Source organism: Vibrio sp. DW001, from assembly GCF_029016285.1.
Taxonomy (GTDB): domain Bacteria; phylum Pseudomonadota; class Gammaproteobacteria; order Enterobacterales; family Vibrionaceae; genus Vibrio.
Map to the genome: position 1 here is coordinate 941054 of NZ_CP091975.1, position 13827 is coordinate 954880.

A 13827-nucleotide genomic window follows, 5' to 3' on the forward strand; every position below is an offset into this window, starting at 1 on the left:
GAAGTAACGAAATAAAAAATAAAGCATCATGTCGACGCCTTAAATATTTAAATAACAACAAAAGGTAATTGCGCTAAGGCGCAGATTGGCAAAGCGGATCATTCGTTATCGGGGGGCGATTATTGATGGTAACGCTTTGCTTTTTTTTTATCCTCAGAAACAAAAACGCTCAGATTTATCTGGCGTTTATCAGATAAACCTGAGCATTTTCAATTAAGAGAATTCGTTAAAGAACGGTGATAACATCCGTTGCTGCAAGGCGTGCTTTAGGTTGGCTGTGATTATAGTCTTCAACATCTTTGTGATAGCCCATCGCCAGGGCCACATCTACTACAAACCCATCCAGTTCGTCTTTAAATATTTCACCAATAAGTTGCGCATCAACACCTTCCATTGGCGTAGAGTCGATACCTAAACGAGCAAGAGTGTGTAAAGTATTACCTAAAGCAATATAAGTCTGCGCTTTGGTCCAATGACCGTTAAAGCCTACTTCATCTGTGTTCATTTCTGCAAATGTGAAACCACCGTTTAGCATGTTGTCATACATTTCGGCAGGTAGATGACCAGAGCTCACTTCTATATCAACTACTTTACGGTATTGGTCTTTTGTAAAACGAGGGTTGTAGGCGAACAATACGGTGTGTGAGGCTTCTTTAGCGTGTGGTTGATTGAATTGGAAGTTGTTTTCAAATGAGTCATGGAAACGTTGCTTAGCATTGTCACTTTCAATAACAATAAACTTCCAAGGTTGAGCGTTTATCGAAGAAGCAGACAAACGAATCGCCTCTTTTATGACGGTCATATTGTCAGATGAAATGCGCTTTGCTTCATCGTATTTTTTAGCCGTGTAACGGCTGTTGAGATCAGTAATAATTTGGTGAGTCATGTTCGGCTTCTCGTTAAGCAATTTGATGGGTGCATCGTAATGAGTTCAGCCATAGAAAAACAGTGCTCATATCTCCAATCATTATGGGTATAATTACCCATAATGATGTTTAGCGTTTATACATGTCGTTCTTTTGTCCGATTAGGCTGGTTGGCGTGTCGCACAGATGACGATTTCACGAATACATACACCTTGTGGCTGTTGATAAGCGTATTCAACAGAACGAGCAATATCGTCAGCTTGAAGTGCTCCGCCCATAGATTCTTTCCAGTCTTTGTATCCATCAATGATGTCAGTTGATGAAGTATGAGAAAGCAATTCAGTTTCTACTGCGCCTGGAGCGATAGTCGTCACACGAACATTTGAGTTTGATACTTCTTCACGAACATTTTCTGAAATGGCGTGAACCGCGAATTTTGTTCCGCAGTACGCCGCATGGTTGGGAAATGTCTTGCGACCAGCAATTGAACTAATATTGATTATTGTTCCACTTTGACGGGCTTTCATTGGTGCAAGAACCGCTTGCATGCCATTCATTAGGCCGATGACGTTAACGTCAAACATGGTTTTCCATTCTGCCGGGTCTTGCACATCTAATTCGCTCAATAGCATTACGCCTGCATTGTTAACAATGCAATCTGTTGGGCCATATATCGCTTCCGCTTTTGCTATGGCAGCTTCGAAAGAGGCTTTATCGGTCACATCTACTTTTGTACATAATGCATTAGGTAACGCAAGCGCTTCTAGGCGGTCAATACGGCGTGCGATAAGTAATAACGGGTGTCCTGAATTACTTAAACGACGAGCAATGGCTTCACCAATACCAGAACTTGCACCTGTAATAACGACTAATTTTTTCATAATTTGCTCCAAGGTAATGAGTTAATAGACAATGAGAAACAGCGGGTTCCTCGTTGTGATAGGCTCATATTAGGCGATTTAGTACTGTTGATATATAGGGTGCAGGTTTAAAGACTGTTGTTTATGTGCAACAATCTTTTTGTCGGTTAGGCAAGAAACGATGATGGCGTTTTAGTGGTGATCGTGTTCAAACTTTGTTGTTACAAAATCAATTAAGGCTCTAAGTCTTTTAGGTTGATATTTGTCTTTATGATAAATGGCAGAAAAGGGCGAATTTGGAACCTTCCAGTTGGGGAATATCTCGACTAATTCACCGCATTCAATGGAATGCTTACAATACATTTCAGGCACTCGAATAATCCCGTTATTGTGTAGCGCTCCAGTTATCAACACATTGCCATTTTTGCACAACAAATTACCGTCGATAGTGACCTCATAATGCTGGGTTGAATCATCTAACGATAGAAAACGCCATTTCTTCACTGAGCCTGTTAAACATTTATGCTGGTTAAGATCTTTTGGATGCAAAGGTAAGCCATGATTTTGTACATATTTTGGGCTGGCTAAGGTCACCATATTGATATCCATGAGCTTTCTTGCTACGAATCCTGCATTTTCTAATTTTCCCATGCGAAAAGCGATGTCAAATTGGTCTTCGATTAAGTCAATTCGATGGCTACTAAAATCAAGATGTATATTGATTTCTGGATATAACGCCATGAATTCACTAATGTAGGGTGCAATGATTTCTTCACCAATATATCCACCAACGCAGTTAACTCGGATCAGCCCTCGTACATCATTGGTATCATCAACCGCAGCAATCAACGCTTGGTCAATTTCATTCAGTGCTCCTTCACATTGTGCGTAAAAGGCTTCACCTGCCTGAGTTAAGCGCAGGGTTCTGGTCGTTCTAATCAGTAAGCTCACGCCAATTTTAGCTTCTAGTGCGCTAATTTGTCGTGATACATGCGATCGAGAGACTTGCAGTGCTTCTGCGGCCTTAGTGAAATTACCTAATTGAGCGATGAGCACGAAAGATCGAATATCTGAAAGATTCACGTTATTAAGCATAAGGAAGATAACCTTGAAGAATATTGTGGCCATGAGGAAATAGTTTTTCAGTATTGGCGCTATATATCAACAGAAAGTCTCTGGTGAGAGGAAAAATTGAGAATTAAAAGTGCCTTGTTAATGAGAAGGCAACCTGACAGTTGACCCTGAAGTACCGACTAGCCATGCTTCAGGGTCGGATCTTTCTGTCCATTGATGCCGGTGCGATGGCAATCATATCGCGGATCAGTTAATTTTACAGATTGGTATTAATTACACACAATCCGGCAATTGAACTTGTATCTCACCATTTACAGATCGAACTGGGTAGGTTTCAAGTTGATATTCGGGCTCTTCTAGGCATTCCCCAGTTACTAGGTGAAAATGTTGCTTATACAATGGCGATGCGACATAAGGCTGGCCTTCAATCGAGCCAATAATACCTCGGGATAAAATGGATGCTTTGCCAATTGGGTCATAGTTGGCTATTGCGTAAAGCGTATTGGTGCGTTTGCAGTTGAAAATAGCGACGTGTTTATCGTCTACTAGTGCGCAACTACCAACATTTGGCGCAAGATCTTGTTCTTTGCAAATAGATTTCCAGTTACTCATATCTCAATTCCTTACATTTTGGATTCTTTCTTAGCATGATGGTTGTTATTCCACTTCCACTATCTCTATTTTTTGTTCAGCGACAGATTTTGGGAATCGCTGCTCACGTAAAGAAACAAATTGAAGATTCTCGTCTCGTTGATCACTATTAATAAAATGACTGAATCGTTTAAGTTTTTGTGGCGATGCCAAGGTGGTTTTCCACTCACATTGGTAGTTTGCAACGCTATAGGCCATCTCTTTTTCAAGCTCATCACACACACCGATTTTGTCTTCGATAACCACTTGTTTGAGGTAATCGATACCTCCTTCAAGGTTCTCTAGCCAAACGGATGTACGTTGCAGACGGTCGGCGGTACGGATATAGAACATCAATACTCGGTCGATATATTTAATTAGTGTGCTGTCGTCGAGGTCTGTTGCGAACAAGTCTGCATGGCGTGGACGCATGCCGCCATTACCACACACATAGAGGTTCCAACCATTCTCTGTTGCAATGATACCGATATCTTTTGATTGAGCTTCTGCACACTCTCGAGTACAACCAGAAACACCAAACTTGATTTTGTGTGGCGCGCGCAATCCTTTGTAGCGGTTTTCTACGTCAATAGCGAAGCCAACGCTATCCTTGACTCCGTAGCGACACCACGTGCTGCCAACGCAAGATTTAACTGTTCGAAGTGACTTTCCATAGGCGTGTCCAGTTTCAAATCCAGCATCAACCAATTTCGTCCATATGGCAGGTAGGTCGTTCAATTGTGCACCAAATAAGTCGATACGTTGACCCCCGGTCACTTTTGTATACAGGTCAAACTCTTTGGCAACTTCGCCAATCACTATTAGCCCATCTGGCGTGATTTCTCCGCCAGCGATACGAGGCACAACAGAATACGTGCCATCTTTTTGCATGTTACCGAGGTAAATATCGTTCGTATCTTGGAGCTCCATGTGGCGGTTTTCAAGTACATAGTCGTTCCAAAAAGAGGCAAGTATAGAACCAGCTGTTGGTTTGCAAATAGCACAACCTAAACCACTGCCATGGTTTTTAAGTAGTGCATCAAATGTTTTTATTTTGTTGATTCGAACAATGTCGCTTAATTCCTGACGAGAGTAGGCGAAGTGTTCACAAAGGTTGTTGTTTACTTCCACACCCAGTTGAGCCAACTCACTGTCTAAGACCTGCTTAGCCAGTGTCGCACAACCACCACAACCCGTTGATGCATTGGTGCTTTCTTTAAGCTGCGCCATGGTCACACAACCAGAAGACACCGCTGCTTTGATATCGCCTTTGGTGACATCAAAGCAAGAACAAATAACCGCGGTATCCGGTAATGCATTGATGCCCATAGCCGGTGATTCATCATCAATCACATTAGGTAAAATCAACACAGAAGGATTTGATGGTAATGGCATGTCGTTTTGCTTTATTTGTAATAGAGTGCCATAGGCATTGGCGTCTCCCACCAATACGGCCCCAACGATTTTTGTCCCGTCTGCGGAAATGATTAGGCGTTTATACACTTGCTCTATTTCGTCGTTGTAGGTAAAAGATTGTGCGCCTTCTGTTTTACCATGTACGTCACCGATACTGGCCACATCAACACCAAGCAATTTCAACTTGGTACTCATATCTGCCCCAAGAAACGGAGAGGTTTGGTCACCTTCTGTCAATAAATGATTCGCGGCAACTTTGGCCATTTGGTAACCCGGGGCGACGAGACCAAAAATTTGATTTTGCCAAAGCGCACATTCACCAATGGCGTAGACATCCTCTAAGTTAGTTTGGCAAAAGTTGTTGATCGTGATTCCTCCACGTTCTCCAATGCCTATATCAGCACTTCTTGCGAGCTCATCTTGTGGGCGAATACCCGCGGAGAAAACAATCATGTCGGTTTCTACATGCGTACCATCGGCGAAATTCATACGATAACGAGCTGTTTCACCGTCGACAATCTCAGTGGTTGCTTTCTCAGTATGAACAATGACGCCCATATCTTCGATCTTGCGACGAAGTAGCGCACCGCCGCCATCATCAAGTTGCACGGCCATCAACCTTGGGGCAAATTCGACAACGTGTGTTTCTAGTCCGAGATTTTTAATCGCATTGGCCGCTTCAAGACCAAGTAGGCCACCGCCAATAACCACACCAATTTTGCTCTGTTTGCTTGATAACTCTATAGCGTCGAGGTCTTCAATAGTTCGGTATACAAAGCAGTGTTCTTGGTCGTTACCCGGAATAGGCGGTACAAAAGGGAAGGAACCGGTTGCTAAGACAAGCTTGTCGTAAGCTTCAATGCGACCACTGGCAGTAATAACCTGTTTATCAACGGTATTCAGTTTGGTTACTTCCTCATTGACGACATAGCTGACACCGTTTTCTTGGTAATAAGACTCGTCTGTCATCGCAAGATCTTGTGCTGTTTTACCTGTTAGATAGGAAGTCAGTTGTACTCTATCGTATGCAAGGCGAGACTCCCGGGAAAAAGTGATGATCTCAACGTCTCTTCGCTCAGATTGAATGAGGGTATCGATAAATTTGTGGCCAACCATTCCGTTGCCTACAACGATAATTCTTTGCTTGCTCATAATTACATTCCTGATTCAAAAATTACTAAATACTTACCGTTATTGCGATGTTTTAAACTACGCGGATAGTTTGAAATTTTCTTCTGAGCTGTCTGCATCAACAACCCGTTCTGTTCGCTGTTTTAGCCATTGCATTTGCTGGTTTATAGAAACCACTTTCCCGATGACGATCAAGGCCGGTGACAGGATTTGATTGCTCTGCATCATTTGCTCAAGTTCACCAAGTTCGCCAGTAAAGACTCGCTGCTCAGGAGTACAACCATTCTCAATAAAGGCCGCAGGGGTATTGCTTGGTAATCCTCCTTCAATCAGCCTGTCGCTTATCAATCTGGATTTGCTTAAGCCCATATAAATAACGAGTGTTTGATTGAGTGTTGCTAACGCAGACCAATTTAAATCAAGTTGTTTGTCGGCATGGGCGGTAATGAACGTACAGCCTTGTGCTAACCCACGGTGAGTTAAGGGGATATTTGCGTAAGTAGCACATCCTGAGGCGGCGGTAATGCCAGGTATAACGTTGACTTGGATACCTTTTTGAGTGAGTAGTAGCATCTCTTCACCACCTCTACCGAAGATAAATGAGTCGCCACCTTTAATACGGCATATGTTTTTACCTTGTAAAGCGTGCTCGACTAAAAGCTGGTTTATGTCGTTTTGCGTTGCGCTGTGCAGACCTTTCGTTTTTCCGACATAAAGGGTTTCGGCATGCTGAGGGAATGTTGTCCGAATAGCTTCGCTGACGAGATTGTCGAAAACGATTAGCTCCGCTTGCTCAATCGCTCTTGCGGCTTTTACCGTCAACAAATCAGGGTCTCCAGGGCCAGCTCCAACGAGTGTTACCGTGCCTGTTTTTGAGCAATGTTTATTCATCATCCTGACTCCTACACTAAATTCATACATAACTGAAAATCTTATGAACAGCCCATTGCAATATAGGTGCCCAAATGATGCATAATTGTTAATAATTATTTTTAATTCATATTAAACAAATAGTTATTGGCAATAAGTTCGGTTGTCATGTTTGACTGGATAGACGGGTTATCTGTTTTTTTTCTATGAATTGATTCGTTATGGTGCAAAAGGCTGTGTAGTAGTGCAAAAGATACTGAAAAGTGCATTTCTATCACAAAAATGGGCCTACTACTTTAGAGGTATTGATGTGGTTAACTTATTAATAATATAGAATAAAAAATTTAAAATGGCGCAATATGTGTAGTTGGTTCGTATGTTGCTACGTAATGACTAATAGTAAATATTTTTTATTAGGATTAAGGGCGATGATGACTCAGGTTAATGATGGTTGGATTAAGTCTACTTGTGCGTATTGTGGGGTCGGTTGTGGTATCGAAGCTCGACCAAAATTATCTGGGGAATTGGAAGTTCGCGGAGACATAGCTCACCCCGCTAACTTCGGAAAACTTTGCACAAAAGGTATCGCACTTGGAGACACGGTAATACAAGATGGTCGCTTATTAACCCCTATTGATAATAGTGTTGAAGGTGGTAAGTCATTGGACTGGGATACGGCTACATCTCAGGTAGCGGCTAAATTTGCACAGGCAATTGAAACGTATGGCCCGGATTCTGTTGCTTTCTATGTATCAGGACAATTACTTACTGAGGATTATTATGTTGCCAATAAGCTTGTAAAAGGATTTATGGGGACAGGGAATATAGATAGTAACTCACGTCTTTGTATGGCTTCTTCGGTAGTGGGCCACAAACGAGCATTTGGATCGGATACTGTACCTATCTGTTATGACGATCTTGAAAAATCAGAACTGATAGTGATTGTTGGATCAAATTTATCGTGGTGTCATCCGGTTTTATTTCAACGTTTGAGAGTAGCAAAACAGAACAACCCATCACTAAAAATAGTTGTGGTCGATCCGCGGAAAACGGACACATGTTCGATTTCGGATGCACATTTGGCGGTTAAATTAGGTTCAGATGTCGCTCTTTTTAATGGTCTACTCCGTTTTTTATCCGAACATGATTACCTCGATTCTGCCTTTATTAATACTCACACTAACGGTTTTTCTCAAGCACTTGAGTTGGCTAAATTAGAGACAAATATCGAACGGACTACCGGTTTAACACGAGAGGAATTAGGCTCTTTTTATCGGCAGTTTGCGCAGTCTAAAAAAGTCGTCACTATCTATTCCCAAGGCGTAAATCAATCGAGTTCTGGTTCAGATAAGGTAAACAGTATTATTAATTGTCACCTTGCTACCGGCAAAATAGGTAAAGTAGGTAGTGGCCCTTTCTCAGTGACTGGTCAGCCTAATGCTATGGGGGGGAGGGAAGTAGGGGCGTTAGCCAATACACTCGCCGCACATATGGAGTTTGAAAACCCAGAACATCTCGCTACGGTAAAACAGTTCTGGCAAACTGACACGTTAGCAACCACGCCGGGACTAAAAGCGGTGGATATGTTTGACGCGATGGCAGAAGGAAAAATAAAGGCCGTATGGATAATGGCTACCAACCCTGTTGTTAGTCTACCCGATAGTGAAAAAATCAAACTAGCACTAGAAACCTGCCCATTTGTCGTCGTTTCCGACTGTATTGCAGACACGGAAACCACAAGGCTTGCTGATCTGGTTTTACCCGCTCAAGGTTGGAGTGAAAAATCGGGGACAGTCACCAATTCGGAACGACGGATATCTCGTCAGCGTCGACTATTACCAAGCCCTGGTATAGCGAAACCAGATTGGTGGATAATAAGCCAAGTAGGGCAGAAAATGGGCTTTAAAGAGGCGTTTAATTATCGCCATGAGGGAGAAGTGTTTCGTGAGCATGCACAGCTAACTACGCAGGGAAATAGAAATGGTCAGCGAGATCTTGACCTGATCGGATTAACCCAATTGGATGACAAAGGCTATAGCCGTCTTGCACCACAACAATGGCCAGTAAAAACCCTTCAGACAGAGATCGTTGACCAACGTTTTTTTTCCGATGCTCAGTTTTTCACCGCTGACAAACGTGCGAGGTTCATTCCGGTTCAGCATGCTTTACCAAAAAGTAGCACCAGCAGTGCATTTCCATTGTTGTTGAACAGTGGACGTTCGAGAGATCAATGGCACACGATGACTCGAACAGGCCTATCAGCGCGATTGTCCGAGTATCGACCAGAACCCTATGTGTCGGTTCACCCAACTACAGCGGCGGCGTATTGTGTGGAAAATGGACAATTAGCTAAGGTGTCTAGCTTCAGAGGAGAGTGTCAGGTTAGGGTTGAAGTTACGGAAGATATGGCACTAGAACATCTTTTTATTCCCATTCATTGGAATAGCATTACCGCAAAAAATAGCAAACCGTGTGATCTTATTTCACCTCACACTGATTCTTTTTCAGGCCAACCTGAATTCAAACATACGCCCGTTACGATTTGCGGTTGCCAATACCAGAGCGGAGCGGTATTCGCTTCTAAGCAGCCAATGGACTTTAATGAACATGATTATTGGTCGAGGCAAAAAATTGAAGGAGGGTACCTGTACAGAATAGAGTCCTCACTTTCTGTCTATGAGCTCTCCCTGTGTTTAAAAGATAAATTAATTGATGTCGGTGGGAGGACGCTAAGCGTTGAGACGGGCATTGTTGGTACGCAACATAAATTTGCTACCACTAGCCAATATGGACTGTCCCAATTTGTCCTGATTCAAGCAGATATCAAAGAGTGGCAGATAAACAATCTAGTGTCGGAATTTAACAACCCATTCGATACAGATGCTGAATTAGCTTTTCTAGGGGAAAAGAGTGCGTAAAGGTATCCTTCTCAAGGACACACACCTTAACCCGGTGTTGATGAAAACAGCGGTTATTAAAACCAAATATGTCCTCAACTCACTTGAGCTATACATTATTACCACGACGCTAACAGATGTTAAAATGGTGAAGAGATATCAATTAAACAACCATTTGGATCTTTAGTTAAAAATCTACGTTGTCCATAAAATTCATTTCTAGGTTCTTGAATAATAGGTAGATCTAACTCTATTGCCTTTTTATAAACACTATCGACATCAGACACGACAAAAGTGACATACATTCCATTAGGTAATTGTTGATACTCTTTGGGAACCAGATCATGATTTCTTTGAATAATGCCATACTCAATTTCTGAATCTTCTGGTGAGCAAAGTTGCACATACCACTCACTATCATATTTAATTTTGAAACCAAGAAGCTCAACGTAAAATCGTTTACTTTCACATAAGTTATCTGAGCATATATTTGTGAGTATTTTCACGGGGGATTCCTTACACAAATTTCGTTTGGACACACACTACTAAATGATAAATTTCATGTTTATCAACGAAAAGCTATGATTGTAAAGCCTTGAGGATAATATCAAACTTAGTTCATTTTGAGATTATTCTCAAGGACACACACTGCAATCCCACACCGCAATCCACATGTCTATCATTTGTACAAACATGTAATAGCATCAATTTGAGTCTGTTTTAGCTGACTAACGGTATGCATTGTCTTTAGTTGCTAAAATAAGTAAGAAATGAAGGTTTTTTGGACGAGTTAGGTTACATAGGAATTAAGCTTTGCGGTAGTAGTGTGAGTAATTAGAGCGCTGAATCAATCAATATCTAGTTGTAAAGCGCATGTGCGTTTTCGTTTGTTCAGGTGATTATGTTTTCTAAGACCAGAATAGCTTCCAATCAATGTGACACGTTTATTTTCAATACTGGTACAAGCTCTCAACCAATTAGTTTGGGTTAGATTAAGTCGTTTAAGTATCGGAGGTAATGCTGCGGAAATCGTTGCTTTATCTTCTCTAAGCTGTCTTGCACTCCAATCGACTAATTCTATATAATTCATGAGCCTAAACGGGATACCCTTGAGCATTTCGTTGTTTGGGTTGCCAATGAAAGCAGATAATCCCGGAACCTTTTCTTGCAGACTATTTAGTGCCTCTAATCTCGCCTTAATGGATGTATATTTGGATGTTTCTGGCGTCTGACTTATTCTTGCTCTTATTGGGTTTAGGTCCACATAAGCCATAGCTGCAACGAGAGCTTGCTCATCCATCAGAGCTTGACTCTTAAATCGACTTTCCCAAAAGTGACCTTTGCAATGGTCTTCTTCATTGGCTCTACAGGCGATGTCGTAATTAAGTTCTTTCATGAACCAACTTAAATTGTATAGCCTAGTGCGCCAACATTTAATGATACTTTCACAGGCCCTTATTTCAGCTTGACTTAACCGTTGATTTTGTTGCCATTTCAATATCAATTGTGGGAGTTTGTGTTCTTTAGACCAACGTTCTACCACTTCATGCATCGTAAGAGTTTTGGCTTCATTTTCATCTACATGTAAAACTAGATGATAGTGGTTGCTCATCACAGCATAAGCGCAAACATCGATACAATATATCGATGCCAATGTAAGGATTTTTTTCTCTATCCATCCTCTGCGGTGCTCATAACTTTTGCCTGATACTGAATCTTCGCCACAAAGAAAAGAACGCCGTACACAGCGTGATACACAATGATAATATTGAGTTGATTCTAGGCAAACGAGCTGATTTCTGGCCGTGGTCATGATTAACTCCAGATACAATAAATTGCAATTGAAACTAAACATTATGCTTATTAAAGATACTATTCAGATGTTCGGTACATTAATGGCACAGATAGATCAAAGCATCATTCTTTAATAGTTCTTGTGGTGTATGTCCTTGATGAAAATTAACCCGATATCTTATCTAAAGTCGTTGTGCAGCTATCACAAAATATATCCATAAAGTCTTTTACTTCGGGCATGGTTTCAATGAGTTGTTCTATACGAGGATCAAGACCCTCTTTTACGTGTAAAAACTCGTCATTATGGAACCTAAGTTCATTCATTGTTTTGATGTAGGCAGAGAGGATATCAGCGGCCTTAACTACGGCTTTGTATTCAACATTTACATTTTTCTGGATAAGAAGATTAGAGAATTCGTCACGTAAATCTTCGGGTAAGGTTTCTAGACATTCTTGTTCTGCAATATCTTCGAGTTTTTTGAAAGCAGCCGTAAATTCCGGATTATGGTATTTGGTTTTGGAGTTGATGTCCTGAAGCTTTGTCTCTGAAATTTCATGATAAATGGCGACGACCGCCGCTTTCTCTGGGCTTAAGTTTCCTCCATAACGTTTGTTTTTGATGACAACCAACAAATGGGCAATAACCGATACTTGATGACAATGTTCAGAGACGTTTTCTTCCTGAAAACAGTGCATTAATGCCCAGCGTTTTATTAAAGGCATACGAGTTACCCATGCCATGAATGTACTTTGCTGTGGTTTCATTGATGATTCCCTTAACTGTTACAGAATTGGTGTGTTCGATCTAAATTTTGTCTCAATGTCTATGCTAATCAGGTGTGTGTCCTGTTCCAAAACATCCCGTTTAACTAACTTAAAATGAAAAAGGCTCCTAATAAGGAGCCTTTTATCATAGATATTTTTATTGGCTATAGGTAGTTAAAAATCGTTCAAATCGACCAATGGCTATTTCTAAGTCTTCTACGTGCGGTAAGGTGACGATTCTAAAGTGATCCGGCTTAGGCCAATTAAAGCCAGTGCCCTGTACCAAGAGTACTTTTTCTTGGACCAAGAAATCGAGAACCATTTTTTGGTCATCTTTAATATTGTACATTTTGGTATCAATTTTAGGGAACAGATACATTGCGCCCTTTGGTTTGACACAGGTGATCCCCGGTATTTGAGTAATAAGCTCGAAGGCCTTATCTCTTTGCTCTAGTAAACGTCCACCGGGCAGTATTAATTCATTAATACTCTGGTAACCACCTAATGCTGTCTGGATAGCGTGTTGCATTGGCACGTTGGCACATAGACGCATAGATGCGAGCATGTCTAGCCCGTCAATATAGCTTTTAGCAAGATGTTTTGGACCGGTTAAGAACATCCAGCCACTACGGAATCCACATACGCGATAGGCTTTAGATAAGCCGTTGAAGGTCACCATTAATACATCATCGGCTAAGCTCGCCATGGTGGTATGTGTGGCTCCATCGTAAAGGACTTTATCGTAGATCTCGTCAGCAAAGATGATCAGATTGTTTTGACGAGCGATTTCTATTACTTCGAGTAGAAAATCTCGGCTATAGACAGCACCAGTTGGGTTGTTCGGGTTAATAAGAACAATTCCGCGTGTCTTTTTGCTGATTTTCTTTTTGATATCATCAAGATCAGGGTACCAATCAGATTCTTCATCGCATATGTAGTGAACCGGTGTTCCGCCTGATAACGAGACACCGGCTGTCCACAATGGGTAATCTGGAGCCGGTACTAAAAGCTCATCGCCGTTATTCAATAACGCCTGTAAAGACATAACGATAAGTTCTGAAACACCGTTGCCTATATAGACATCTTCTACGTCTAAGCTGTGAATACCTCGGCGTTGATAGTGCTGTACTACGGCTTTACGAGCGGAGTAGATACCTTTCGAATCGGTGTAACCTTGGGAAGTCGGTAAGTTGCGAATCACATCAACAAGAATTTCGTCAGGGGCATCAAATCCAAACGGGGCGGGATTCCCAATATTTAGCTTTAGAATATTATGACCTTCTTCTTCCATGCGTTTAGCATGTTTGAGCACTGGTCCTCTAATGTCGTAGCAGACATTATCGAGTTTTGATGACATCCCGATATTATACATGGTTCTATTCCCTTTAATTCTTATTTTACTTTATCAAATTACACCACTTTGTCGTTCCATAGTATAAAAATCTGTTATGAATTAACAGGATGTTACTCCTTTTGGGCTATATTCCTTTACCACTAACTCAAAAGTGAGGATCTAACTTGATT

At 41.4% G+C, this 13827-nt stretch carries 11 protein-coding genes; 1 reads left to right on the forward strand and 10 read right to left on the reverse strand.

Going from position 1 to position 13827, the window contains the following annotated elements; translation table 11 throughout:
* Positions 1–226: 226 nt before the first annotated feature.
* The 6 genes from L3V77_RS04550 to cobA all read right to left on the reverse strand — a co-directional run bounded on the left by L3V77_RS04550 (position 227) and on the right by cobA (position 6871).
* Positions 227–886 (reverse strand): nitroreductase family protein, encoded by a 660-nt coding sequence (locus L3V77_RS04550; protein WP_275135924.1) that lies wholly within the window; start codon positions 884–886, stop codon positions 227–229.
* 141 nt (positions 887–1027) lie between these two features.
* On the reverse strand, positions 1028–1747 hold the full coding sequence (locus L3V77_RS04555) for an SDR family oxidoreductase (RefSeq protein ID WP_275135925.1): 720 nt from the start codon (positions 1745–1747) through the stop codon (positions 1028–1030).
* Positions 1748–1918: 171 nt separating this feature from the next.
* Positions 1919–2821: a LysR family transcriptional regulator gene (locus tag L3V77_RS04560; RefSeq protein WP_275135926.1), complete on the reverse strand. Its 903-nt coding sequence runs from the start codon at positions 2819–2821 to the stop codon at positions 1919–1921.
* A gap of 252 nt (positions 2822–3073) precedes the next feature.
* Positions 3074–3412, reverse strand: coding sequence for a nitrite reductase small subunit NirD (gene nirD, locus L3V77_RS04565; RefSeq protein WP_275135927.1), 339 nt, complete (start codon positions 3410–3412; stop codon positions 3074–3076).
* Positions 3413–3457: 45 nt separating this feature from the next.
* Positions 3458–5998, reverse strand: coding sequence for a nitrite reductase large subunit NirB (nirB, locus tag L3V77_RS04570; protein ID WP_275135928.1), 2541 nt, complete (start codon positions 5996–5998; stop codon positions 3458–3460).
* Between the two features lie 57 nt (positions 5999–6055).
* Positions 6056–6871, reverse strand: a complete 816-nt coding sequence (gene cobA / locus L3V77_RS04575) for a uroporphyrinogen-III C-methyltransferase (RefSeq protein WP_275135929.1) — start codon at positions 6869–6871, stop codon at positions 6056–6058.
* A 407-nt stretch (positions 6872–7278) separates the two neighbouring features.
* On the opposite strand from cobA, the gene L3V77_RS04580 reads away from it, so the two are divergent.
* Complete coding sequence (locus tag L3V77_RS04580) at positions 7279–9765, forward strand: nitrate reductase (RefSeq protein ID WP_275136693.1); 2487 nt, start codon at positions 7279–7281, stop codon at positions 9763–9765.
* A gap of 119 nt (positions 9766–9884) precedes the next feature.
* Here the strand turns inward: L3V77_RS04580 and L3V77_RS04585 are convergent, their stop codons facing one another.
* The 4 genes from L3V77_RS04585 to L3V77_RS04600 all read right to left on the reverse strand — a co-directional run bounded on the left by L3V77_RS04585 (position 9885) and on the right by L3V77_RS04600 (position 13675).
* Positions 9885–10250, reverse strand: a complete 366-nt coding sequence (locus tag L3V77_RS04585) for a VOC family protein (RefSeq protein ID WP_275135930.1) — start codon at positions 10248–10250, stop codon at positions 9885–9887.
* A 341-nt stretch (positions 10251–10591) separates the two neighbouring features.
* Positions 10592–11557 (reverse strand): transposase, encoded by a 966-nt coding sequence (locus tag L3V77_RS04590; RefSeq protein ID WP_275135931.1) that lies wholly within the window; start codon positions 11555–11557, stop codon positions 10592–10594.
* 146 nt (positions 11558–11703) lie between these two features.
* A complete protein-coding gene (gene yfbR, locus L3V77_RS04595) occupies positions 11704–12303 on the reverse strand; it encodes a 5'-deoxynucleotidase (protein ID WP_275135932.1) in 600 nt (199 codons plus the stop codon).
* 157 nt (positions 12304–12460) lie between these two features.
* Entirely contained in the window at positions 12461–13675 is a 1215-nt protein-coding gene (locus tag L3V77_RS04600) for a pyridoxal phosphate-dependent aminotransferase (protein ID WP_195702627.1), read from the reverse strand.
* Positions 13676–13827 lie beyond the last annotated feature (152 nt).

Excerpts from the sequence above, each read along its gene's own strand:
- cobA (WP_275135929.1), bottom strand. The coding sequence starts at position 6,871 with ATGATGAATAAACATTGCTCAAAAACAGGCACGGTAACACTCGTTGGA.
- L3V77_RS04555 (WP_275135925.1), bottom strand. The coding sequence starts at position 1,747 with ATGAAAAAATTAGTCGTTATTACAGGTGCAAGTTCTGGTATTGGTGAA.
- yfbR (WP_275135932.1), bottom strand. The coding sequence starts at position 12,303 with ATGAAACCACAGCAAAGTACATTCATGGCATGGGTAACTCGTATGCCT.
- nirB (WP_275135928.1), bottom strand. The coding sequence starts at position 5,998 with ATGAGCAAGCAAAGAATTATCGTTGTAGGCAACGGAATGGTTGGCCAC.
- L3V77_RS04550 (WP_275135924.1), bottom strand. The coding sequence starts at position 886 with ATGACTCACCAAATTATTACTGATCTCAACAGCCGTTACACGGCTAAA.
- L3V77_RS04560 (WP_275135926.1), bottom strand. The coding sequence starts at position 2,821 with ATGCTTAATAACGTGAATCTTTCAGATATTCGATCTTTCGTGCTCATC.
- L3V77_RS04600 (WP_195702627.1), bottom strand. The coding sequence starts at position 13,675 with ATGTATAATATCGGGATGTCATCAAAACTCGATAATGTCTGCTACGAC.
- nirD (WP_275135927.1), bottom strand. The coding sequence starts at position 3,412 with ATGAGTAACTGGAAATCTATTTGCAAAGAACAAGATCTTGCGCCAAAT.
- L3V77_RS04580 (WP_275136693.1), top strand. The coding sequence starts at position 7,279 with ATGACTCAGGTTAATGATGGTTGGATTAAGTCTACTTGTGCGTATTGT.
- L3V77_RS04590 (WP_275135931.1), bottom strand. The coding sequence starts at position 11,557 with ATGACCACGGCCAGAAATCAGCTCGTTTGCCTAGAATCAACTCAATAT.